Source organism: Microbacterium sp. AR7-10 (assembly GCF_001878835.1).
GTDB classification, from domain to species: domain Bacteria; phylum Actinomycetota; class Actinomycetes; order Actinomycetales; family Microbacteriaceae; genus Microbacterium; species Microbacterium commune.
The window spans coordinates 20,768-40,061 of record NZ_MJIR01000030.1 but is presented as its reverse complement, the minus strand read 5'-3'; the positions used below and the strand labels follow the sequence as shown (position 1 = coordinate 40,061).

Genomic DNA, 19,294 nt, shown 5'->3' with positions numbered 1-19,294 from the left:
CACCCATGGCCATCACCCGCAGCACCCTGCAGACCATCGCCGCCGTCGACGTCGCCGACGACCTCACCGTCGAGCTCACCGTGCTCCGCGGCCGGGAACGGATCATGCAGCAGCTCACCGTCCCCGAAGCGCACCAGCTTGCCGGTGAGCTCGCCGCCGCAGCACACGAAGCCCGCCGCTACCAGCTTGAGGAGCCCACCGCATGACCATCACAACCACGCTCACGCCCCGCCGGCCCACGACGACGTGGCAGGTCGACGACATGCTCACGGTCGGCAACGTCCGCTGGGTGATCCGTGAGCTCACCGGCGAGCGCGTGCGCCTCGAGGCGCTGAACACTCCCGCCGGTATCTGGTGGGACACCACCCTCAGCAACCTGCCCGACAAGGAGCCGTCATGATCACGATGGACGACATCTCCGCCGCGGAGCTGCGCCGCTGGACGGAACGGTACGAGCAGCACCTCGACCAGGTGCCCGTCATCATCGAGCACCTCCGCGCTGCCGCTGTGCCCGCCTCGGTGCGGGCGATCAGCAACGACCGGATCAGCGGCGGCGGGGGAGCAGCACCAGCCCCGATCCGCCTCGACCCCGTCGATGCCGCCGATGACCTGTGGGCGGCGCTCGCCGAGTACACCCTCGACATCGCCCACCGACTGCAGGAGCCGGCACCGCTGGCCGCCGGTGACACGTGGATGGCCCGCGGCAGCATCCAGGGCATCCCGGCGCGCCTCGACGCGGACGCCGCGTACAGAGCCGCGTGGGGGATCGTGGCATGGCTCACCGACCACAGCCCGCGCATCCACCCGCTCGCGCTCACCGACAGCGAGCAGCACCTGTTCGGACTGATCCGCGGCGCGCTCGCCCGGTGGATCGACTCACCGCCCGTGGAGCGGCCCGCGCACCGCCGCCGCTGCACCCTCTGCGGCGAGAAGGCCGTCATGGTCGCATGGATCCTTGGCGACACAGGTGAGGCGGAGTGTCGGGTCTGCGGTGCGACGTACGCGCCAGCGGCGACCGTGCGTGCGCTGGGCCCGGACTGCCGCGACGGGAAGCACACCGCGTGCGACGGCCGCGCATGGGACGGCGCGGCCGACGAGTTCACGGTGTGCGACTGCGCGTGCCACGCCGAGGCGGTGGCGGCGTGAGCGCCCTGGCGACGCCGATCGCCCGCACTCAGCGCGTGCTCGACGACCTTCCCGCCCGCTCGGTCGTGATCGACGGGCACGGTGACGTGTGGCAGCAAGGGCCGGCGATGGATACCGGCTACTGGTACCGCGCGTACGACGGTGAAGGCCGCTCGTCGTGGGATGCCGCGCAGGTCATGGGCGCCAAGGTGGTCGTCCTGAAACGGGGCGCGCTATGACGAGCGAGCGCGTGTGCGCCCCCGACATCAACCGCGGCCGCGCGTACTGCGGCCGCAAGACCACCCGCACCGCGGCCTGGCAGGACGTCACCTGCACCGACTGCCACGCCGCCGCAGCAGACAAGGAGGCACGCTGATGCCGCTCTCATACCCACCCCTCCGCCCCGTCGAGGTCGACGGTGTGAAGCGCTGGACGGCGACGTGCCGCACCTGCGGGCAGGACGTCGTCACCGTCCCCCAGATCGTGAAGGCAGCCGTCGACGAAGCACGCCGCGCACACGGCCACGAAGCTCACTGCACGAGGGTGCCGGCTGAGCCGACCGCGCCCGGCGTGATCCCGTGCGAGCAGCACGCGTCGATACTGAACCCGTCGTTCCCCTGGCACCGCGTGCTCGAGGTCGCCGAGGACTGCACCGACTGCGAGGAGACGTCGTGAGCGTCCGCGAGCGCATCCGCGTCGCCTGCGACGCCCGCTACTGCAAGGCCGAGGCGTTCCACCCGGCGCGCGGCTGGTCACGCGAGGATGACGGTCGCGACTTCTGCCGCAAGCACACCGAGCAGCGCTCCGCCCGGTTCATCTGCCCGCCCGACCACAAGCACGACCAGACCGGCACCTGCTATGCGATCCACCGGTGCCGGTGCGACGATTGCACAGAGGCCACCCGTGCCCGCGAGGAGAAGCGCCGACGCCGGCACCTTTACGGCACGTTCGACAGCGGCCTCGTCGACGCCGCCCCCGTTCGCGCACACGTCGAGACGCTGCAAGCCTTCGGGCTTGGATGGAAGCGCATCGCCGAGCTCACCGGCGTCGGCAACACCGCCATCAGTCAGCTGATCTACGGCCGTAAGGGCTCCGCCAAGGATCCGCGCAAGGGTGAGACGCTCAAGCGGGTCTCGCGTGCGAAGGCGGAGAAGATCTTCGCGTTGCATCCGTCGTTCGATCTGCTGCCCGAGGGCGCTGTCATCCCGGCGGTCGGCACGCACCGGCGCATCCAGGCCCTCGTCTGCAACGGCTGGTCGCTGAACGCGATCGCCGCCCGGATCGGCATCCACGCGAGCAACATGACGACGCTCATGCGCCGCGACCAGGTCACGAAGGCGACACACCAGGCCGTGGCGGCCCTGTTCGCTGAGCTGTGGGACGTGCAGGCGCCGGCGTCGACATGGCACGAGAAGTCGTCGTCGACGCGCGCGGTCCGGTTCGCGCAGGCGCGCCGGTGGCTGCCGGACCTCGCGTGGGACGACCCGGACACGGACGTCGAGCCGCCGGCGGTCGAGGGGAGCGACGACCTGGTCGACGAGATGGCCGTCGACCTCGCGCTGATGGGGGAGCGGCCCCGACTGACGCCGGCCGAGCGTCGCGAGTGCGTGCGGCGCCTGCACCGTGAGCGGTGGTCGGACGGGCGCATAGCCGAGACGATCGGCTGCAACCCAAAGACCGTGGAACGCATCCGCGGCGAGCTCGAGCTCGCCGCGTTCGATCACACGGAGCTGCGAGCGAAGGGGGCAGCATGAGCGAGCAGACGAAGCAGATCGGGCAGGCCGCGTGGGACGCGGTGCACAACTACGGCGCGTTCCGAAGGGACTTCCCGAACGACGACTACCTCGAGGCGGTCGGCGCCGCGGTCCTCTCCGCCGTCGAGCAGGCGCACACTTCGATACCCGCCGAGAAGCCAATCCTGACGCCCGAGGACATCAACGCCCTCCCAGTCGGGGCCGTGGTGATGACCGAGACGAACCCCGCGACCTTCGGTGTCTACGAGCAGCGGGTCTGGCAGAAGTTCGGCGGCGTGCCCGAGTGGCAGTTCGGGTTCCCTCGGCATGAGTGGCAGTCCACGGATGGCGGCTTCGAGCGGGTTGGTCAGCCCGATTACCTCCGAGGCCGGTTCGGGTTCAATCGTCACGTGACGCTGCTGTGGGTGCCCGTCAACGAGAACGAGACCACAGACCGCGAGATCCGTGCAGACGAGGACGGATTCGCGCCGGGTGAGTGCGACGGGTCGGGCACCTGCTCGGCACCGATCCACATTCACGGCTGCTACCGACCGCACCGCTCGGACGAGTGCGATTCGCCCAACGAGTACGGGCACACAGACCGCGAGAACGGGAGCAAAGGATGATCTGCAAGGAGTGCCAGAACGGCGACCACAGCTACCACAGCGGGCCGCAGCTCGTGTTCATCTGCATCGGGTGCGCGTGCGAATGGATGCCGCCCGAGACCGTCACAGACCGCGAGAACGGGAGCGCACTATGAGCGTCATCGTCCAGCACTACTACCTGGCTGCGTGGGACTACTGCGGGCAGGAGATCGAAGACCAATTCATGACCGAATCGTCGGCGAAGAACGCGCTCAGGGCGCACTACGTGTCCGAGCACGGCCCGGCCACAGACCGCGAGAACGGGGGCCGGAATGGCGAACTGTGAAGGGCGCAAGGTGGGTTATCTAAGCCCGTGGGATCGGGAGCAAGGGAACGCGCCGTACGACCTGGTGTGCCAGCTAGAGGCTGGGCACGAGGGATACCACGTCGATCAGGATCGATTGCCGTTCGGGCCGTATCTGCTGTCGAGCACGCCCGCATGCACGCTGGAAAACGGAGTCGGGGTCGGGTGGCCGTGCCCTGCGCATACCCCGGCGGCGCATGTCACCAACCGCGAGAACGGGAGCGCATCGTGAGCAATGCACTGTTCGAGCTCGACCCGCCAGCGCTGCTCTACGGCGGTGACATGCCGCGCCCGCGCGCGCTCTGCCGTGACTGCCACCAGCCAACGCAATTTTGGGCGGGCGGGTGCCGCCCGGCTCGCGACGGGCAGGAGCGCTACGAGTACACGCTGTGCAAAGCGTGCTCCGAAACAGACCTCGGCAGACGGCACCATGCGGGCCGCGAAATCATCTGGGCAGACGTGCCAGACCGCGAGGGCGGGAGCCGTGGCTGAGCAGCTCACATATCGGGATGCGGCGCGCCGGGTGCGCCGATCTGTGCGCACGATCAAGAGGTGGCGCCGCGGCGGCATGCCGATGACGTTCGACACCGAGGGCCGGCGTGTGGTCGAGCTGGGCGCGCTGCTCGCATGGTGGCGGGCCAGGATGACTGCGGATCCGGTGCACCAGCAGCGCCTCCGCCGGCAGCTCGCCGAGCCGGGGTGTCAGCCGCAAAACGATGGGTAAACGATGGATCATCGTCCAGGTGTCACGCCCGCACGATGTGAACTGAGGCCCTGAAATGCAGAGAAGTCCCGGTAGATGGCGAGATCTACCGGGACTTGTCCGTGCACCCCCAGGGACTTGAACCCTGAACCCACTGATTAAGAGTCAGTTGCTCTGCCGATTGAGCTAGAGGTGCGTGGCCCGGGAAGATTTCCCCGGCCGAGGAATTACATTACCAGCGGCCGGGGGTCGCGCCAAATCCCCGCGGTTCGCCGGGCGGGTCACGGTGTCATGTGCCACGCGAGGCCAGCTCGGCCGCCTCCTGCACGGTGTCGACGAGGTGCACGTGGTGCTGCATCGGCCGTCCGGCGGCGAGCGCGGCCAGCAGGGGCCAGGCCGGGTACTGCTCGGTCCAGTACTCACGCCCGACCAGGATCATCGGCGCGACCGACGACTCGTCGGCGTAGAAGTTCTCGCAGGCATCCTGGAAGATCTCCTGCACGGTTCCGCCCGAGCCGGGCAGGAACACGATCCCGGCCTGGCACACCTCCAGGAGGATCGCCTCGCGCTGCGCGTTGCGGAAGTACTTCGCGATGGCGCTGGCGAACGGGTTGGGCGGCTCGTGCCCGTAGTGCCAGGTGGGGATGCCGAGGGAGTCGCCGCCGTCGGGGAATTCCCGACGCACGGCGAACGCGGCATCGACCCACGCGGCGACGCTGGGGGCGAAGCTCGGCACCGCGGCGAGCATCGACAGCGCGCGCTCCCTGGCATCCGCTCCTCGGCCCGCCAGATACCCACCCAGGTTGACGGCCTCCATCGCACCGGGACCGCCGCCGGTCGCGACGGTCAGCGCCGCGGACAGCCGCTGCCCGAGTTCGACGCCGTCGGCGTACTCACGACTGCCGCGCACCACGCCGTGCCCGCCCATGACGCCGACGAGGCGCCTGCCGGCGACCCACTCGGCGAGCGCGACATCGATGGTGTGATCGTGCAGCGATTTCGCGAGCGCGGCATCCCTGGACGTCGCGCGCTCCGACCAGGCGTAGGTGCGCGCGTCGAGGCTGTCGCCGTAGTCGGCGGCGTCGAAGAGATCGGTGGGCGTGTACAACGTCGTGCGGTAGGTGTCGATCGGGATGCCAGGCACCTCCGGGAACACCACCGCGCCGCGTGCCCGCACCGACGACTCGTCGGCGAGGTTCAGGCTGCAGCCCAGGAACAGGGCTCCGCTGACCTCGACCGACCTCAGGGCGCTGCTTCGCTCTGTGAGGTCGAGTGCACGCATCCGCCAGCCGGAGAGTGAACGGACGTCGGCCGCGACACGGCGGTCGAAGTCCTCGAGCGTGTCGACGTCGACGACCCGTCCGCGCGTTCTTCTCATGCCACGACCTTAGGGCAGTGCCGAATGGCGACCGCGCGGAACGAGCCTCTTCCGTCTCGGGCGCGCCGGTGGGAACATGGCGGACAGGAGGTGGCTCTCATGATCGATCTCGATGACATCGACACCGATGAGGACGGCGCGCTCACCGCGACTGTCGAACTGCCCGGAGGTCGACGCGTCACGGTCGAGTACGAATTCGACGAGGAGTTCGACCACGACGAGGAAGACGACGAGCAGGGCGACGAGGATGAGGATCCGATCGAGCGTGAGGATCTTCCCGACCTCGACACGATGCAGGAGACGGTGAAGCATGCCCTGGCGCGGCTGACCGAGGAGATCCTCGACGGGCGCGAGGGTGAGGTCGTCGAAGCGCTCACCGAAGCCGCCTACGAGGACGACGATGATGAGGTCGACATGGTCGAGGCGCTGCAGGCGCTCAAGGACGACATCGCGCTCGACGGGGTGGTCGTGTTCGGTGACGGCGGCATCACGCTGCTCTTCATCGCCCCGGAGGAGTACCCGGACCTGATCATCTACTGCCTGCTCGACGAGGACCTCGAGATCGACGACCTGATGGTGGAGTGATCACCCCGCACGCATGACCGCGCGCATCGTCTCGCCGCGCATCACGTCGCGTCCCCGATGAGGACGGCCGCGGCATCCTCGCCCTCGTCGCTGCCGGACTCGTCGATGTGGGCGAGCGCCCGTCGACCGAGGAGCACGGTGAGGGCGGCGAGCAGCACGGCTCCGGCGGCGAAGAGGTAGGGCACCGTGTCGCCGTAGGCGTGCGCGAGGGCTGCGGCCGTGGGTGGCGCCATCGCACCGCCCAGGAAGCGCACGGCGGAGTACGCCGACGAGGCGACTGACCGGGGCAGGTCGGTCGCCTCCATCACGGCCTCGGTCAGAACGGTGTTCATCACGCCCAGCAGCAGACCCCCGGCGACGATGCACACCACCAGAGCGGCGGGGCTGGCGACGACGATGCCTGCGGCGATGAGGTCGACGGCCAGCAGCGCCAGGGCGACGAGCATGATCGATGTACGCGAGGTGCGCCGCATCAGAGCGGGAGCCACCCAGACGCTGGTCACCGCCAGAGCGACGCCCCAGCCGAAGAAGGTCAGGCCGATGCCCATGGCGCCGAACCCGAGAGGGAACGGCGAGAACGCCAGAAGCACGAAGAACCCGATGTTGTAGAACAGGGCGGCGATGGCGAGAACGGCGAGCGCAGGGCGACGCAGTGCGCGGAACGGTGCGGAGAACGGCATCGGTTCCCGGCGTTCGCCGTCTGGGCGCACGAGGGTGAGCACCGCGATGAACCCGATCGCCATCAGCGCCACCACGCCGAAGAACGGGCCTCGCCAGCTGAGTTCGCCGAGCAGCCCGCCCAGCAGCGGGCCGACCGCGATGCCCAGGCCGAGCGCCGCCTCGTAGAGCACGATGGCGGCGCCGCTGCCTCCGGCTGCCGCGCCGACGATCGTCGCGAGCGCGGTGGAGATGAACAGCGCGTTGCCCAGCCCCCACCCGGCACGGAACCCGATCACTCCGTCGACGCTGCCGCTGAGTGCGCACAGCAGAGCGAACACCACGATCAGGCCGAGGCCGACGAGCAGGGTCGCCTTCGCGCCGATCCGGCTGGAGATCCAGCTGGTGATGAGCATCGCGAGGCCGGTGACCAGCAGATAGCTGGTGAAGAGCAGCTCAGTCTCCACCGGTGAGGCCTCGAGCGACTCGGCGATCGCGGGCAGGATCGGGTCGACCAGGCCGATGCCCATGAATGCGACGACGCAGGCGAAGGCGACCGCCCACACCTGTGCCGGCTGGCGCCAGATCGATCCCTGGGGTGTTCCGCTCATCCGCGTGCTCCTGTCATGTCGTCGGGCGTGCTCTGCGCGCGCTCGCCGAGGATGGCGGCGGTGCGCTCGATCGCCCGCCAGTCGTCATCGCCCAGGTCGTCGAAGCGCGGCGCGAGAGTCGTGCCCAGTTCGGTGCGCCATTCGTGCAGTGCGCGGATGCCCGCGGCTGTCGCGGTGACGACGGTGGCTCGTGAGTCGCGGGGGTCGGCGCCACGCTCCACGAGCCCGGCGCTCTCGAGCGCACCGATCAGCCGCGTCATCCCCGGCTGGGTGGTCCGCGCGGCGGATGCCAGGGCGCCGAGACGCATTCCGCCTCGCTGGTCGAGGATGCTGAGGGTGCGCCATTGCGCGGAGGGCGCATCGTTCCCGGCGTCGTGCGCCGCGATGCGGGCGAGGGCGTGCGCGGCGAGCACGATGGCGGTGATCGCTTCGGCTTTATGCATACCGCCAAGTATATACCTAGTGGTATCTATCTCGTCAGTGCCGGGCGGTCGCGACCCGTGACGAGAGCTGATGAGCATGCGAGAGCAGGGTGCGACCGAGCAGGGGAAGACGATCGGGGGCGAAGCGGAACCCCACGCCGGTGATGCTCAGCGCCCACTCCGGTCGGCCCTGACGGTCGAACACAGCCGCGGCCATGCCCCACGACCCCTCGACGATCAGACCGGGGTTCACCGAATACCCGCGGGCCCTCGTCTCGCGCAGCCGGCGCCGCAGAGGTTCGTCGCCGTGCGCCGTGCCCCACCGGCTCTCCAGCTCCGGGTGTCGTTGCAGGTAGGCATCCACATCGTGGTCGGGAAGGAAGGCCAGAACGGCTAGTCCGGCGCTCGCGACGCCGAGGGGAAAGCGCACCCCTTCGCTGAGCACGAACGAGCGGATGGGGAACGACCCCTCCTCGCGCACCAGGCATACGGTCTCGTCGGCCCGTCGCGTCGACAGGAACGCGCTCTCCTCCGTCTTGACGGCGAGGGAGCGCACGATGTCGCGCGACAGCTCGGTGATGTCGTACCGTGCCGCGGCGACGGTTCCCATCAAATAGAGCTCGGGCCCTGGCATCCATCGGGCGGTGTCCTCGTCCTGGTCGACGAGGCCCTCGACGCGCAGTGCCGTGAGCAGACGATGTGCGGTCGAGCGACTGAGCCCGGCGTCGCGCGACAGCGTCTGCAGGCTGGCGCCGTCGGCGGATGCCGAGACGAGACGCAGCAGCGCGGCCGCCCTGGCGACCGCCTGCGCGCCGGGCACGGTGCGACGCGATGGAAGCGGTGATTCCACAATGTGGACGCTATCGCGCAATGCGACCACATCGCAAGCACCGCCTTGCCCACCGGGTCGACCCGACCGATGCTGGAAGCACCGCACACGAAGGAGTGGTCTTGATCGACAAGCAGTTCCCATCCGCGGCGGAGGCCGTCGCCGACATCCCGGACGGTGCCTCGCTCGCCGTCGGCGGCTTCGGCCTCTCGGGCAACCCCATGGCCCTCATCGAGGCGCTGCACGCCCACGGCACCGGCGACCTCAGCGTGGTCAGCAACAACTGCGGTGTCGACGACTGGGGCCTGGGCATCCTGCTCGCCGCACGTCGGATCCGCAAGATGACCTCCTCGTACGTCGGCGAGAACAAGGAGTTCGAGCGGCAGTTCCTCGAGGGCGACCTCGAGCTCGAGCTCACCCCGCAGGGCACCCTCGCGGAGAAGCTGCGTGCCGGCGGCTCGGGCATCGCCGCCTTCTTCACCCAGACGGGCGTCGGCACCCAGGTCGCCGAGGGCGGCCTCCCGCGCCGGTACAACCCCGACGGGTCGATCGCCGTGGCCTCGCCCGTCAAGGATGTCCGCAGCTTCGACGTCGACGGGGAGCAGCGCGACTTCGTGCTCGAGGAGGCGATCAGGACCGATTTCGCGCTGGTGCACGCGCTCCGGGGAGACCGGCACGGCAACCTCGTGTTCAACAAGGCGGCGCGCAACTTCAACCCCCTCGCCGCGATGGCGGGGCGCATCTGCATCGCCCAGGTCGAGGAGCTCGTCGAACCGGGAGAGCTCGATCCCGACAGCATCCATCTGCCGGGCGTGTACGTGCACCGTGTGGTCGAGGTGGGCGGCGACATCGAGAAGCGCATCGAGCGCCGCACCACCCGCACCCAGGAAGGAGCCTGATCATGGCGCTCACCCGCAGCGAGATGGCAGCCCGCGCCGCGCAGGAGCTCGCCGACGGCGAGTACGTCAACCTCGGCATCGGCCTGCCGACCCTGGTGCCCAATCACGTGCCCGACGATGTGACCGTCGTGCTGCAGTCCGAGAACGGCATCCTCGGGGTCGGCCCGTATCCGATGGAGGAGGACGTCGACCCCGACCTGATCAATGCAGGCAAGGAGACGGTCACCCTGCTGCCCGGGGCGGCGTTCTTCGACTCCGCGACCAGCTTCGGCATGATCCGCGGGGGCAAGATCGACGCTGCCATCCTCGGCGCCATGCAGGTCTCGGCCACCGGCGATCTGGCCAACTGGATGATCCCCGGCAAGATGGTCAAGGGCCCGGGCGGCGCGATGGACCTCGTGCACGGCGCCCGGCGCGTGATCGTCCTCATGGAGCACGTCGCGAAGGACGGCTCGGCGAAGATCGTGGACGAGTGCTCGCTCCCGCTCACCGGCAGGGGAGTGGTCGACCGGATCATCACCGACCTCGCCGTCATCGACGTCACCGAGCGGGGTCTCGTGCTCGTCGAGACGGCCCCCGGCGTGAGCGTGCAGGAGGTCATCGCTGCCACCGAACCCGAGCTGAGCATCGCAGAGACCCTGAAGGAGAACTCATGAGCGACATCGTCATCGTCGCCGCCGCCCGCACCCCGCAGGGGCGGTTGAAAGGGCAGCTGGCGTCGTTCACCGCACCGCAGCTGGGCGCGCTGGCCATCAGGGGTGCGCTCGAGCAGGCGGGGATCGCTCCGGATGCCGTCGACGCGGTGATCATGGGTCAGGTGCTCTCCGCCGGTTCAGGCCAGAACGCCGCGCGCCAGGCCGCGATCGGCGCCGGCATCGGATGGGACGTGCCGGCGAGCTCGGTCAACAAGGTCTGCCTCTCGGGGCTCACGGCGATCATCGACGCGGCGCGCATGATCCGCACCGGCGACGCGACCACCGTGGTCGCCGGGGGCATGGAGTCGATGACCAGGGCCCCGCACCTGCTGATGGGCTCACGAGACGGATGGACGTACGGCAGCGTCGAGGTGCTCGACCACATGGCCCACGACGGCCTCACCGACGCCTACGACCGCGAGAGCATGGGCGCCTCGACCGAGCGGCACAACCCGCGGTTCGAGATGACCCGGGAGATCCAGGATGCCGTCGCCGCCCGGTCCCACCAGCGCGCAGCCGCGGCTCAGGCGGAGGGCGTCTTCGACGCCGAGATCGTCGAGGTGCCGGTGCCGCAGCGCAAGGGCGCCCCGGTGATCGTCACCAACGACGAGGGCATCCGTCCAGACACCACCGTGGAGTCGCTCGCGGGTCTGCGGGCGGCCTTCGCGGAGGGCGGGACGATCACCGCCGGCAACGCATCGCAGATCTCCGACGGTGCCGCTGCGGTCATCGTGACGACGCGCGACAATGCGGATGCCCGTGGGTGGCCGGTGCTCGCCGTCGTCGGAGCGAGCGGTCAGACCGCCGGGCCCGACAACTCGCTGCAGGCGCAGCCGGCGCGCGCGATCGAGCGGGCGCTCGAGAAGCAGGGCATCACGGTCGAGCAGCTCGACCTCGTGGAGATCAACGAGGCGTTCGGGGCCGTCGTCGCGCGATCGCAGCAGGAGCTGGGGCTGTCGAACGACATCGTGAACGTGCACGGCGGCGGCATCGCCATCGGGCATCCGATCGGCGCCAGTGGCACGCGGCTCGTCGTCCACCTCGCGCACGAACTCGTCAGGCGTGGATCGGGGACCGCGGTCGCCGCCCTGTGCGGTGGCGGGGGTCAGGGCGAGGCGCTGATCCTCACCCGCTGATGCCCGACGCGGACCGTCGCACCCACCGCCTGCGCGCCGAGCGCGCGGCACGGACGGGGATCAGCGCTGCTTCGAGAGGCGCTTGACCTCGTCGCGCCGCTTCTCGCGACGCTCTTTCTTGTCGGGCTTGGGCGCGAACGGCGAGTCGGCCGAGACGGGCAGACCCTTGTCGAGGCGGCGCATGTCCTTGACCGCACCGATCGCGAGCGAGAGCGTGATCGCCCAGCTGACCCAGGCGAGGATGGCCCGCCACGTGAACTTCTGGCCGCGCGAACCGCGCAGCAGGGTCCACCCCGTGGAGATGGCGCTGAAGAGTCCGGTGCGAAGGAGGTAACGCATGCCCCCACGCTATCCGAGGGCACCGGATGCTCGGGTAGGGTTGACAGCAGATCCTGCTGTGTATCTACCGGCCGCCGGCATCCCGGCGGACAACGGCGGCACCTGACCCGCGTCCTCTGACGTGTGAGAGCCACATGACACAGATCACCGCCTCTTCGCCGAGCCTGCTGCGGCTGACCGGCATCCCCTATTTCGTGATCGCGTTCATCGCGCGACTGCCGTTCGCCATGATGGTCGTCGGTGTGCTGACCATGGTGGTCGCCGTCCGCGGTTCGCTGAGTCTCGGCGGACTCACCTCCGCCGCCGTCGGCTTCGGCACCGCTTTGGTCGGCCCTTTCCTCGGCGCCGCGGCCGACCGGTGGGGGCAGCGACCGGTGCTGCTGCTGTGCGGGGTGCTGAACGCCGCGATGCTCGCCGTCTTCGCCCTGATCGTATACGCGCCCGCCGCCGACGTCGTCGTGCTGGCATCGGCCTTCACCATCGGCGCGACCGCACCGCAGGTCTCGCCGATGTCGCGCTCGCGGCTGGTCACGATCATCGCCGAGCGGATGCCCGAGATGCAGCGAGCCCGCACGACCTCGGCGACCATGTCGTACGAGTCGGCCGCAGACGAGACGGTGTTCGTGTTCGGACCCTTCCTCGTCGGCGTCCTTGCGTCGTTCATCGCGCCGTGGGCCCCCATCGCGATCGCGTCCGCGCTGACTCTGCTCTTCGTGGGCGCGTTCGCGCTGCACCCCACCGGACGCCACGTCTCGGTCGAGCGGGACGCCGAGGGCCGCGCCCCGTCGGCCGTGGGCGAACTGTTCCGGCCCGTTCTGCTCGTCGTGGTGACGGGGATCTTCGGTGTCGGTCTGTTCTTCGGCGCCGCACTCACCGCACTGACCTCGTTCATGGCGGACCGCGGTGCCCCCGAGCAGGCGGGGCTGCTGTACGGCGTGATGGGTGTCGGCTCCGCGGTGCTCGCCCTCGGTGTCGCGTGGCTGCCGCCGCGCTTCACGCTGCACGCTCGGTGGATCGTGTTCGCGACGATCCTCGTGGCGGGCTCGGTGCTCTTCGCGATCGCGGATTCGGTGACCGCGATGACCATCGCTCTCGCGCTGGTGGGCATCGGCGTCGGGCCGACCATCGTGACGCAGTACAGTCTCGGCGCCGCACGCAGCCCGCGGGGGCGCTCGGCGACGGTCATGACCATGCTCGGCTCAGGCGTCGTCGTCGGCCAGGCGGTGGCGTCCGCCGGCACCGGCGCGATCGCCGAGAGCGCCGGCACGCCCGTCGCGCTGGTCCTGCCGCTCATCGCCGCGGCGATCGTGCTGATCGCCGGCATCGCGAATCGACTGATCAGTCCTGTGCAGCGCTGAGGGCGACCCGTCAACCCCCGTAACCCGCGCCGCGGTCGTCGATAGCCTGGAGTCACCGAGCAGAGGAGTCTCATGGTCGCCGCAGAGTTCGTCGTCGTCGCCAACCGTCTTCCGGTCGATCGGATCCTCACACCCGACGGCGAGGAGATCTGGCGCACCTCTCCCGGTGGGCTGGTGGCGGCTCTGGAGCCGATGATGCGCAGCGTCGACGGCGCGTGGGTCGGCTGGGCAGGGCAGGCGGATCTTCAGATCGAGCCGTTCGAGGCCGACGGCATCCGGCTGCTTCCGGTGACCCTCTCCGAGCAGGAGATCCAGGACTACTACGAGGGCTTCTCGAACGACACGATCTGGCCGCTCTACCACGACGTCATCGCGCCCCCGCAATACCACCGCGAGTGGTGGGAGGCCTACGTCGAGGTGAACCGGCGATTCGCCGAGGCGGCGGCCGACGCCGTCGCCGAGGGCGGGACCGTGTGGGTGCACGACTACCAGCTGCAGCTCGTTCCCGAGATGGTGCGCGGCCTGCGCCCCGACGTGACGATCGGCTACTTCCACCACATCCCGTTCCCCTCGCACGGCCTCTACGCCCAGCTTCCCTGGCGCGACCAGGTGCTGCGCGGACTGCTGGGCGCCGACGTGATCGGATTCCAGCGCGCGCAGGACGCGGCGAACTTCCTCGCGGCGGCCAAGCGCCGCCTGGGTCACGAGACCAAGGCTTCCAGCATCACTCTGCCCGACGGGCGGATGCCGCTGGTGAAGGCGTTCCCGATCTCGATCGACACCACCCCGTACCGCGAGCTGGCCCAGCGCCCGGACATCCGCGCGCGAGCGCTCGAGATCCGCGAGGGCCTCGGCAACCCGAAGCACATCCTGCTCGGCGTCGACCGACTCGACTACACGAAGGGCATCCGCCACCGCATCAAGGCGTACGGGGAGCTGCTCGATCAGGGGCGCATCTCGGTCGAGGACGTCGCCTTCATCCAGGTCGCCAGCCCGAGTCGCGAGCGCGTCGACGCGTACATGCACCTGCGCGACGAGGTGGAGCTGGCGATCGGACGCATCAACGGCGACCACGACACGCTCGGGCACACGGCCATCCGCTACCTGCACCAGGGATTCCCGCGCGAGGAGATGGTCGCGATGTACCTCGCGGCAGACGTCATGCTCGTGACCGCGCTGCGCGACGGCATGAATCTCGTGGCGAAGGAGTACGTGGCCACCCGCGCCGACAACCGCGGCGTGCTCGTGCTCAGCGAGTTCACCGGAGCCGCCGACGAGCTGCGGCAGGCGCTGCGGATCAATCCGCACGACATCGAGGGCGTCAAGGACGCGATCGTCGGCGCGATCGAGATGCCCCGTGCCGAGCAGAGCAAGCGGATGCGGGCGCTGCGCAAGCGCGTGCTCGAGAACGATGTCGACGCCTGGTCGCAGTCGTTCCTCCGCGCTCTCGAACAGGCCGGACGAACCCGCCACCGTCGACACGAGGGAGCGCACGGATGACCCGCGACTGGCACCCCGGCTCCGCCGATCCGGCGGTGTCGGCGATCGCCCGCACCGAGACGCTGCTGGTCGCCCTCGACTTCGACGGCACGGCGTCCGAGCTCGTCACGGAGCCCATGTCGGCACGCGCGATCCCCGCCGTGAAGAAGGCGATCGCCGACCTCACGGCTCTCCCGCGCACGACGGTCGCCTTCGTCTCGGGACGCAGCCTCGTGCACCTGCGCGAGATCGCCGAGCACGACGACGAGTCGTCGATCGTGCTGGCCGGCTCCCACGGCGCGCAGTACTGGTACCCGGGGGAGAGCGGGGCGGATGCCGGTGTCGACGACCCCGACCGCGCCCTGCGCGACGCTCTGCTGGAAGAGCTCGCTCCTCTGCTGAGCGGCTACCCGGGCGTCGAGCTGGAGAGCAAGACGTTCGGGATCGGCATCCACGGACGCCCCGCCAGGCAGGAAGTAGAGCGCGAGGCGTTCCGCGTCGTCGACGAGGTGTTCGCGCGTCGGGCGAGGCACTGGCGCCGCCGCACCGGCGACCGCATCCTCGAGTACTCCTCGCGCGACGAGGGCAAGGACACGGCGATCGCCGTGCTGCGCGAGCGCACGGGCGCCACGGGCATCCTGTTCGCGGGCGACGACGTGACCGACGAGGACGCCCTGCGCGTGCTGACCGGCGACGATCTCGGGGTGCGCGTCGGACCGGGGGAGACCGCCGCCGCGCTGCGTGTGGGATCCCCACAGCAGATCGCGGAACTTCTGGAAGTCATCGCGTCGGAACGGGCCGCCCGTCCGGAATAGACTTCCGTCATGTCCACCCGCGATTCTCAGCCCGGCACGTCGGGCGCCCAGCCAGACATCGACATCAAGCCCCGCAGCCGCGTCGTCACTGACGGCATCGAGGCGACCACCTCCCGCGGCATGCTCCGCGCCGTGGGCATGGGCGACGCGGACTGGGACAAGCCGCAGATCGGCATCGCGTCGAGCTGGAACGAGATCACGCCCTGCAACCTGAGCCTCGACCGGCTCGCACAGGGCGCCAAGGAGGGCGTGCACTCGGGCGGCGGGTACCCGCTGCAGTTCGGCACGATCTCCGTCTCGGACGGCATCTCGATGGGCCACGAGGGCATGCACTTCTCGCTCGTGTCTCGCGAGGTCATCGCCGACTCGGTGGAGACGGTCATCATGGCCGAGCGTCTCGACGGCACCGTGCTGCTCGCCGGCTGCGACAAGTCGATCCCCGGCATGCTGATGGCCAGCGCCCGCCTCGGTCTGTCGAGCGTGTTCCTGTACGCCGGATCGATCGCCCCGGGCTGGGTGAAGCTCTCGGACGGCACCGAGAAGGACATCACGATCATCGACTCGTTCGAGGGCGTCGGCGCCTGTCGGGCGGGTCGGATGTCGGAAGAGGACCTCAAGCGCATCGAATGCGCGTTCGCCCCCGGCGAGGGTGCGTGCGGCGGCATGTACACGGCCAACACCATGGCATCCGTCGCCGAGGCGCTCGGTCTGAGCCTGCCCGGCTCCGCGGCTCCGCCCGCAGCCGACCGCCGCCGCGACTACTTCGCTCACCGCTCCGGCGAGGCCGTCGTCAACCTGCTGCGCCAGGGCATCACGACGAAGGACATCCTCACCAAGGAGTCGTTCGAGAACGCGATCGCGCTGGCGATGGCCCTCGGCGGGTCGACGAACGTCGTGCTGCACCTGCTCGCGATCGCCAACGAGGCGGGCATCGAGCTGTCGCTGCACGACTTCAACCGCATCGGCAGCCGCACCCCGCACGTGGCCGACATGAAGCCGTTCGGCAAGTACGTGATGAACGACGTCGACCGCCACGGCGGCATCCCGGTCATCATGAAGGCGATGCTCGACGAGGGACTCATCCACGGAGACGCCCTCACGGTGACCGGCAAGACCGTCGCCGAGAACCTGCGCGACCTGAACCCCGATCCGGTCGACGGCGACGTCATCCACACCTTCGACAACCCGATCCACGCTTCCGGCGGCATCACGATCCTGCACGGCTCGCTCGCGCCGGAGGGCGCGGTGGTGAAGTCGGCCGGCTTCGACGCCGACGTGTTCGAGGGCCCCGCACGGGTGTTCGAGCGCGAGCGCGGCGCGATGGACGCGCTGGCCGCGGGAGAGATCAACGCCGGCGATGTGATCGTCATCCGCTACGAGGGACCCAAGGGCGGACCCGGCATGCGCGAGATGCTCGCCATCACCGCGGCCATCAAGGGCGCCGGCCTCGGAAAAGATGTACTACTCTTGACAGACGGACGATTCTCAGGCGGCACAACCGGCCTGTGCATCGGCCACATAGCACCCGAAGCGGTGGACGCTGGTCCCATCGCCTTCGTGCGCGATGGTGATCTGATACGGGTCGATATCGCGGCTCGCTCCCTCGAGCTACTCGTCGAGGAGGCAGAGCTGAGCTCCCGCCGGGAAGGCTGGGAGCCTCTTCCCCCGCGCTATACCCGTGGTGTCCTCGCCAAGTACTCCCGTCTCGTGCGCTCCGCCGCACAGGGCGCGGTGACTGGCTGACCTCTTGACGACACAGATCACCAAGGATGCGAAATGACTCCTGAATCCGCGCCCGCCGTGCCGCGGCCGCCTGCCCGCCCATCAGCCACCCCGGAGATGTCCGGTGCCGAGGCCGTCGTCCGCTCGCTCGAGAAGCTCGGCGTGACCGACGTGTTCGGCATTCCCGGTGGCGCGATCATGCCGGTCTACGACCCGCTCATGGACGCCTCCGGCCTCCGCCATGTGCTCGTGCGCCACGAGCAGGGCGCGGGCCACGCCGCGGAGGGCTACGCCGCGGCCACCGGCAAGGTCGGCGTCTGCATCGCGACCTCCGGCCCCGGCGCGACCAACCTCGTGACCGCGATCGCCGACGCGTACATGGACTCGGTTCCGATGGTCGCGATCACCGGTCAGGTGTTCTCGACCCTGATGGGAACCGACGCGTTCCAGGAAGCCGACATCGTCGGCATCACCATGCCCGTGACCAAGCACTCGTTCCTGGTCAAGAGGGCGGAGGACATCCCCGGCGCCATCGCCGCGGCGTTCGAGGTCGCCTCGACCGGTCGCCCCGGCCCGGTGCTCGTCGACATCACGAAGGACGCGCAGCAGCAGACCGCGCCGTTCGTGTGGCCGCCCCGGATCGACCTGCCCGGCTACCGCCCGGTGACGAAGGCGCACGGCAAGCAGATCCAGGCCGCAGCCACCCTGCTGGCCGAGTCGAAGAAGCCCGTGCTGTACGTCGGCGGCGGTGTGATCCGCGCCCACGCCTCGGCGGAGCTGCTGACCCTCGCCGAGTCGACCGGTGCACCGGTGGTCACGACGCTGATGGCCCGCGGCGCCTTCCCCGACTCGCACCCGCAGCACCTCGGGATGCCGGGCATGCACGGCACCGTCCCCGCGGTGCTCGCCCTGCAGGAATCCGACCTCATCGTCTCGCTCGGCGCGCGCTTCGACGACCGCGTCACCGGCAAGGCGGCGCTCTTCGCGCCGAACGCGAAGGTCGTGCACGTCGACATCGACCCCGCCGAGATCTCGAAGATCCGCACGGCCGACGTGCCGATCGTCGGCGACGTGCGCGATGTGCTCGTCGACCTCGACACCGCGTTCCGCGGTGCGATCGGCACCGGAACACCGGACACCGAGGAATGGTGGTCGTACCTCGACGGGCTCAAGTCGGAGTTCCCGCTCGGGTACGCCCAGCCGGAGGACGGCCTGATGTCGCCGCAGTACGTCATCCAGCGCATCGGAGAGCTCACCGGTCCCGAGGCGATCTACGCATCCGGAGTCGGACAGCACCAGATGTGGGCCGCGCAGTTCATCAAGTACGAGCGCCCGAATTCGTGGCTGAACTCCGGTGGCGCAGGCACGATGGGCTACTCCGTTCCCGCCGCCATGGGCGCCAAAGTCGCCGAGCCCGATCGCGTGGTCTGGGCGATCGACGGCGACGGATGCTTCCAGATGACCAACCAGGAGCTCGCGACCTGCGTCATCAACAACATCCCGATCAAGGTCGCGATCATCAACAACTCCTCGCTGGGCATGGTGCGCCAGTGGCAGACGCTGTTCTACGAGGGACGCCACTCCAACACCGACCTCAACACGGGCCACGGCACCGTGCGCGTGCCGGACTTCGTCAAGCTCGCCGAGGCGTACGGCTGCCTCGCGCTGCGCGTCGAGAAGGAAGAGGACGTGGATGCCGCCATCCGCACGGCGCTGGAGACCGACGACCGTCCGGTCGTGATCGACTTCGTCGTGAGCGCCGACGCGATGGTGTGGCCGATGGTCCCTCAGGGCGTCAGCAACAGTTACATCCAGTACGCGCGTGAACACGCCCCGGCATTCGACGAGGAGATCTGAGCC

At 69.5% G+C, this 19,294-nt stretch carries 25 protein-coding genes and 1 tRNA gene; 20 read left to right on the top strand and 6 right to left on the bottom strand.

The annotated features are described in order from the left end of the window. Positions 1 to 5 precede the first annotated feature (5 nt). The 11 genes from BFN01_RS01860 (at position 6) to BFN01_RS01825 (ending at position 4,530) form a co-directional block, all read left to right on the top strand. Positions 6 to 206, top strand: coding sequence for a hypothetical protein (locus BFN01_RS01860; protein WP_071640940.1), 201 nt, complete (start codon positions 6 to 8; stop codon positions 204 to 206). Further along, on the top strand, positions 203 to 400 hold the full coding sequence (locus BFN01_RS01855) for a hypothetical protein (RefSeq protein ID WP_071640938.1): 198 nt from the start codon (positions 203 to 205) through the stop codon (positions 398 to 400). The genes BFN01_RS01860 and BFN01_RS01855 overlap by 4 nt, the downstream gene beginning before the upstream one ends. Beyond that, on the top strand, positions 397 to 1,146 hold the full coding sequence (locus BFN01_RS01850) for a hypothetical protein (protein ID WP_071640936.1): 750 nt from the start codon (positions 397 to 399) through the stop codon (positions 1,144 to 1,146). The genes BFN01_RS01855 and BFN01_RS01850 overlap by 4 nt, the downstream gene beginning before the upstream one ends. Beyond that, the gene (locus BFN01_RS01845) at positions 1,143 to 1,364 is read left to right on the top strand and encodes a hypothetical protein (RefSeq protein ID WP_071640934.1); all 222 of its coding nucleotides are present in this window, start codon (positions 1,143 to 1,145) and stop codon (positions 1,362 to 1,364) included. Before BFN01_RS01850 ends, BFN01_RS01845 begins: the two co-directional genes overlap by 4 nt. After that, positions 1,361 to 1,501, top strand: coding sequence for a hypothetical protein (locus BFN01_RS15335; RefSeq protein ID WP_177243780.1), 141 nt, complete (start codon positions 1,361 to 1,363; stop codon positions 1,499 to 1,501). Before BFN01_RS01845 ends, BFN01_RS15335 begins: the two co-directional genes overlap by 4 nt. Then, positions 1,501 to 1,800, top strand: coding sequence for a hypothetical protein (locus tag BFN01_RS01840; RefSeq protein ID WP_071640932.1), 300 nt, complete (start codon positions 1,501 to 1,503; stop codon positions 1,798 to 1,800). Before BFN01_RS15335 ends, BFN01_RS01840 begins: the two co-directional genes overlap by 1 nt. Next, positions 1,797 to 2,879: a hypothetical protein gene (locus BFN01_RS01835; RefSeq protein ID WP_071640930.1), complete on the top strand. Its 1,083-nt coding sequence runs from the start codon at positions 1,797 to 1,799 to the stop codon at positions 2,877 to 2,879. Before BFN01_RS01840 ends, BFN01_RS01835 begins: the two co-directional genes overlap by 4 nt. Then, positions 2,876 to 3,484 carry a hypothetical protein gene (locus BFN01_RS01830; RefSeq protein WP_071640928.1) on the top strand — a complete coding sequence of 203 codons (609 nt, stop codon included), beginning with the start codon at positions 2,876 to 2,878 and terminating at the stop codon, positions 3,482 to 3,484. The genes BFN01_RS01835 and BFN01_RS01830 overlap by 4 nt, the downstream gene beginning before the upstream one ends. A gap of 130 nt (positions 3,485 to 3,614) precedes the next feature. Next, complete coding sequence (locus BFN01_RS15330; protein WP_177243779.1) at positions 3,615 to 3,788, top strand: hypothetical protein; 174 nt, start codon at positions 3,615 to 3,617, stop codon at positions 3,786 to 3,788. A gap of 246 nt (positions 3,789 to 4,034) precedes the next feature. Further along, a complete protein-coding gene (locus BFN01_RS15065) occupies positions 4,035 to 4,298 on the top strand; it encodes a hypothetical protein (RefSeq protein WP_143187124.1) in 264 nt (87 codons plus the stop codon). Then, positions 4,291 to 4,530 carry a hypothetical protein gene (locus BFN01_RS01825; protein WP_071641052.1) on the top strand — a complete coding sequence of 80 codons (240 nt, stop codon included), beginning with the start codon at positions 4,291 to 4,293 and terminating at the stop codon, positions 4,528 to 4,530. Before BFN01_RS15065 ends, BFN01_RS01825 begins: the two co-directional genes overlap by 8 nt. Before the next feature lie 102 nt (positions 4,531 to 4,632). On the opposite strand, the gene BFN01_RS01820 is transcribed toward BFN01_RS01825, so the two are convergent. Both BFN01_RS01820 and BFN01_RS01815 read right to left on the bottom strand, forming a co-directional pair. Then, positions 4,633 to 4,705: transfer RNA gene (locus tag BFN01_RS01820), tRNA-Lys, on the bottom strand. A 93-nt stretch (positions 4,706 to 4,798) separates the two neighbouring features. Beyond that, complete coding sequence (locus BFN01_RS01815; protein WP_071640926.1) at positions 4,799 to 5,887, bottom strand: LOG family protein; 1,089 nt, start codon at positions 5,885 to 5,887, stop codon at positions 4,799 to 4,801. A 99-nt stretch (positions 5,888 to 5,986) separates the two neighbouring features. Here BFN01_RS01815 and BFN01_RS01810 point away from each other — a divergent pair, with 99 nt between their 5' ends. Next, the gene (locus tag BFN01_RS01810; protein WP_071640924.1) at positions 5,987 to 6,472 is read left to right on the top strand and encodes a hypothetical protein; all 486 of its coding nucleotides are present in this window, start codon (positions 5,987 to 5,989) and stop codon (positions 6,470 to 6,472) included. 41 nt (positions 6,473 to 6,513) lie between these two features. On the opposite strand, the gene BFN01_RS01805 is transcribed toward BFN01_RS01810, so the two are convergent. Genes BFN01_RS01805 through BFN01_RS01795 form a run of 3 tightly spaced genes read right to left on the bottom strand, consistent with a single transcriptional unit; the run spans position 6,514 to position 9,012 of the window. Continuing rightward, positions 6,514 to 7,740: an MFS transporter gene (locus BFN01_RS01805; protein ID WP_071640922.1), complete on the bottom strand. Its 1,227-nt coding sequence runs from the start codon at positions 7,738 to 7,740 to the stop codon at positions 6,514 to 6,516. Beyond that, positions 7,737 to 8,183, bottom strand: a complete 447-nt coding sequence (locus BFN01_RS01800; protein ID WP_071640919.1) for a MarR family winged helix-turn-helix transcriptional regulator — start codon at positions 8,181 to 8,183, stop codon at positions 7,737 to 7,739. Before BFN01_RS01800 ends, BFN01_RS01805 begins: the two co-directional genes overlap by 4 nt. Positions 8,184 to 8,217: 34 nt before the next feature. Then, positions 8,218 to 9,012 carry an IclR family transcriptional regulator gene (locus BFN01_RS01795; protein ID WP_071640918.1) on the bottom strand — a complete coding sequence of 265 codons (795 nt, stop codon included), beginning with the start codon at positions 9,010 to 9,012 and terminating at the stop codon, positions 8,218 to 8,220. Between the two features lie 101 nt (positions 9,013 to 9,113). Between BFN01_RS01795 and BFN01_RS01790 the strand changes: the two genes are divergently transcribed. From BFN01_RS01790 to BFN01_RS01780, 3 genes are read left to right on the top strand one after another with little or no spacing between them, the layout of a single operon-like run. Further along, positions 9,114 to 9,890, top strand: a complete 777-nt coding sequence (locus tag BFN01_RS01790; protein WP_071640916.1) for a CoA transferase subunit A — start codon at positions 9,114 to 9,116, stop codon at positions 9,888 to 9,890. 2 nt (positions 9,891 to 9,892) lie between these two features. Further along, entirely contained in the window at positions 9,893 to 10,546 is a 654-nt protein-coding gene (locus BFN01_RS01785) for a CoA transferase subunit B (RefSeq protein ID WP_177243778.1), read from the top strand. Next, positions 10,543 to 11,721, top strand: a complete 1,179-nt coding sequence (locus BFN01_RS01780) for an acetyl-CoA C-acetyltransferase (RefSeq protein WP_071640914.1) — start codon at positions 10,543 to 10,545, stop codon at positions 11,719 to 11,721. The genes BFN01_RS01785 and BFN01_RS01780 overlap by 4 nt, the downstream gene beginning before the upstream one ends. Positions 11,722 to 11,781: 60 nt before the next feature. Here BFN01_RS01780 and BFN01_RS01775 read toward each other — a convergent pair whose 3' ends face one another. Next, positions 11,782 to 12,060, bottom strand: coding sequence for a hypothetical protein (locus BFN01_RS01775; RefSeq protein ID WP_071640912.1), 279 nt, complete (start codon positions 12,058 to 12,060; stop codon positions 11,782 to 11,784). Between the two features lie 134 nt (positions 12,061 to 12,194). Between BFN01_RS01775 and BFN01_RS01770 the strand changes: the two genes are divergently transcribed. The 5 genes from BFN01_RS01770 to BFN01_RS01750 all read left to right on the top strand — a co-directional run bounded on the left by BFN01_RS01770 (position 12,195) and on the right by BFN01_RS01750 (position 19,291). After that, positions 12,195 to 13,418: an MFS transporter gene (locus BFN01_RS01770; protein ID WP_071640910.1), complete on the top strand. Its 1,224-nt coding sequence runs from the start codon at positions 12,195 to 12,197 to the stop codon at positions 13,416 to 13,418. A 72-nt stretch (positions 13,419 to 13,490) separates the two neighbouring features. Then, positions 13,491 to 14,918, top strand: a complete 1,428-nt coding sequence (locus tag BFN01_RS01765; protein ID WP_071640908.1) for a trehalose-6-phosphate synthase — start codon at positions 13,491 to 13,493, stop codon at positions 14,916 to 14,918. Further along, a complete protein-coding gene (gene otsB, locus BFN01_RS01760; protein ID WP_071640906.1) occupies positions 14,915 to 15,712 on the top strand; it encodes a trehalose-phosphatase in 798 nt (265 codons plus the stop codon). Before BFN01_RS01765 ends, otsB begins: the two co-directional genes overlap by 4 nt. Before the next feature lie 9 nt (positions 15,713 to 15,721). After that, positions 15,722 to 17,455: a dihydroxy-acid dehydratase gene (gene ilvD / locus BFN01_RS01755; protein WP_071640904.1), complete on the top strand. Its 1,734-nt coding sequence runs from the start codon at positions 15,722 to 15,724 to the stop codon at positions 17,453 to 17,455. Positions 17,456 to 17,488: 33 nt separating this feature from the next. After that, positions 17,489 to 19,291, top strand: coding sequence for an acetolactate synthase large subunit (locus BFN01_RS01750; protein WP_071640902.1), 1,803 nt, complete (start codon positions 17,489 to 17,491; stop codon positions 19,289 to 19,291). The last annotated feature ends 3 nt before the right edge of the window (positions 19,292 to 19,294 follow it).

Bases quoted from the DNA above. Each gene is read 5' to 3' on its own strand.
- BFN01_RS01860 (WP_071640940.1), top strand. From the start codon at position 6: ATGGCCATCACCCGCAGCACCCTGCAGACCATCGCCGCCGTCGACGTC.
- BFN01_RS01855 (WP_071640938.1), top strand. From the start codon at position 203: ATGACCATCACAACCACGCTCACGCCCCGCCGGCCCACGACGACGTGG.
- BFN01_RS01850 (WP_071640936.1), top strand. From the start codon at position 397: ATGATCACGATGGACGACATCTCCGCCGCGGAGCTGCGCCGCTGGACG.
- BFN01_RS15335 (WP_177243780.1), top strand. From the start codon at position 1,361: ATGACGAGCGAGCGCGTGTGCGCCCCCGACATCAACCGCGGCCGCGCG.
- BFN01_RS01840 (WP_071640932.1), top strand. From the start codon at position 1,501: ATGCCGCTCTCATACCCACCCCTCCGCCCCGTCGAGGTCGACGGTGTG.
- BFN01_RS01830 (WP_071640928.1), top strand. From the start codon at position 2,876: ATGAGCGAGCAGACGAAGCAGATCGGGCAGGCCGCGTGGGACGCGGTG.
- BFN01_RS15330 (WP_177243779.1), top strand. From the start codon at position 3,615: ATGAGCGTCATCGTCCAGCACTACTACCTGGCTGCGTGGGACTACTGC.
- BFN01_RS01815 (WP_071640926.1), bottom strand. From the start codon at position 5,887: ATGAGAAGAACGCGCGGACGGGTCGTCGACGTCGACACGCTCGAGGAC.
- BFN01_RS01810 (WP_071640924.1), top strand. From the start codon at position 5,987: ATGATCGATCTCGATGACATCGACACCGATGAGGACGGCGCGCTCACC.
- BFN01_RS01805 (WP_071640922.1), bottom strand. From the start codon at position 7,740: ATGAGCGGAACACCCCAGGGATCGATCTGGCGCCAGCCGGCACAGGTG.
- BFN01_RS01800 (WP_071640919.1), bottom strand. From the start codon at position 8,183: ATGCATAAAGCCGAAGCGATCACCGCCATCGTGCTCGCCGCGCACGCC.
- BFN01_RS01785 (WP_177243778.1), top strand. From the start codon at position 9,893: ATGGCGCTCACCCGCAGCGAGATGGCAGCCCGCGCCGCGCAGGAGCTC.
- BFN01_RS01780 (WP_071640914.1), top strand. From the start codon at position 10,543: ATGAGCGACATCGTCATCGTCGCCGCCGCCCGCACCCCGCAGGGGCGG.
- BFN01_RS01775 (WP_071640912.1), bottom strand. From the start codon at position 12,060: ATGCGTTACCTCCTTCGCACCGGACTCTTCAGCGCCATCTCCACGGGG.
- BFN01_RS01770 (WP_071640910.1), top strand. From the start codon at position 12,195: ATGACACAGATCACCGCCTCTTCGCCGAGCCTGCTGCGGCTGACCGGC.
- BFN01_RS01765 (WP_071640908.1), top strand. From the start codon at position 13,491: ATGGTCGCCGCAGAGTTCGTCGTCGTCGCCAACCGTCTTCCGGTCGAT.
- otsB (WP_071640906.1), top strand. From the start codon at position 14,915: ATGACCCGCGACTGGCACCCCGGCTCCGCCGATCCGGCGGTGTCGGCG.
- ilvD (WP_071640904.1), top strand. From the start codon at position 15,722: ATGTCCACCCGCGATTCTCAGCCCGGCACGTCGGGCGCCCAGCCAGAC.
- BFN01_RS01750 (WP_071640902.1), top strand. From the start codon at position 17,489: ATGACTCCTGAATCCGCGCCCGCCGTGCCGCGGCCGCCTGCCCGCCCA.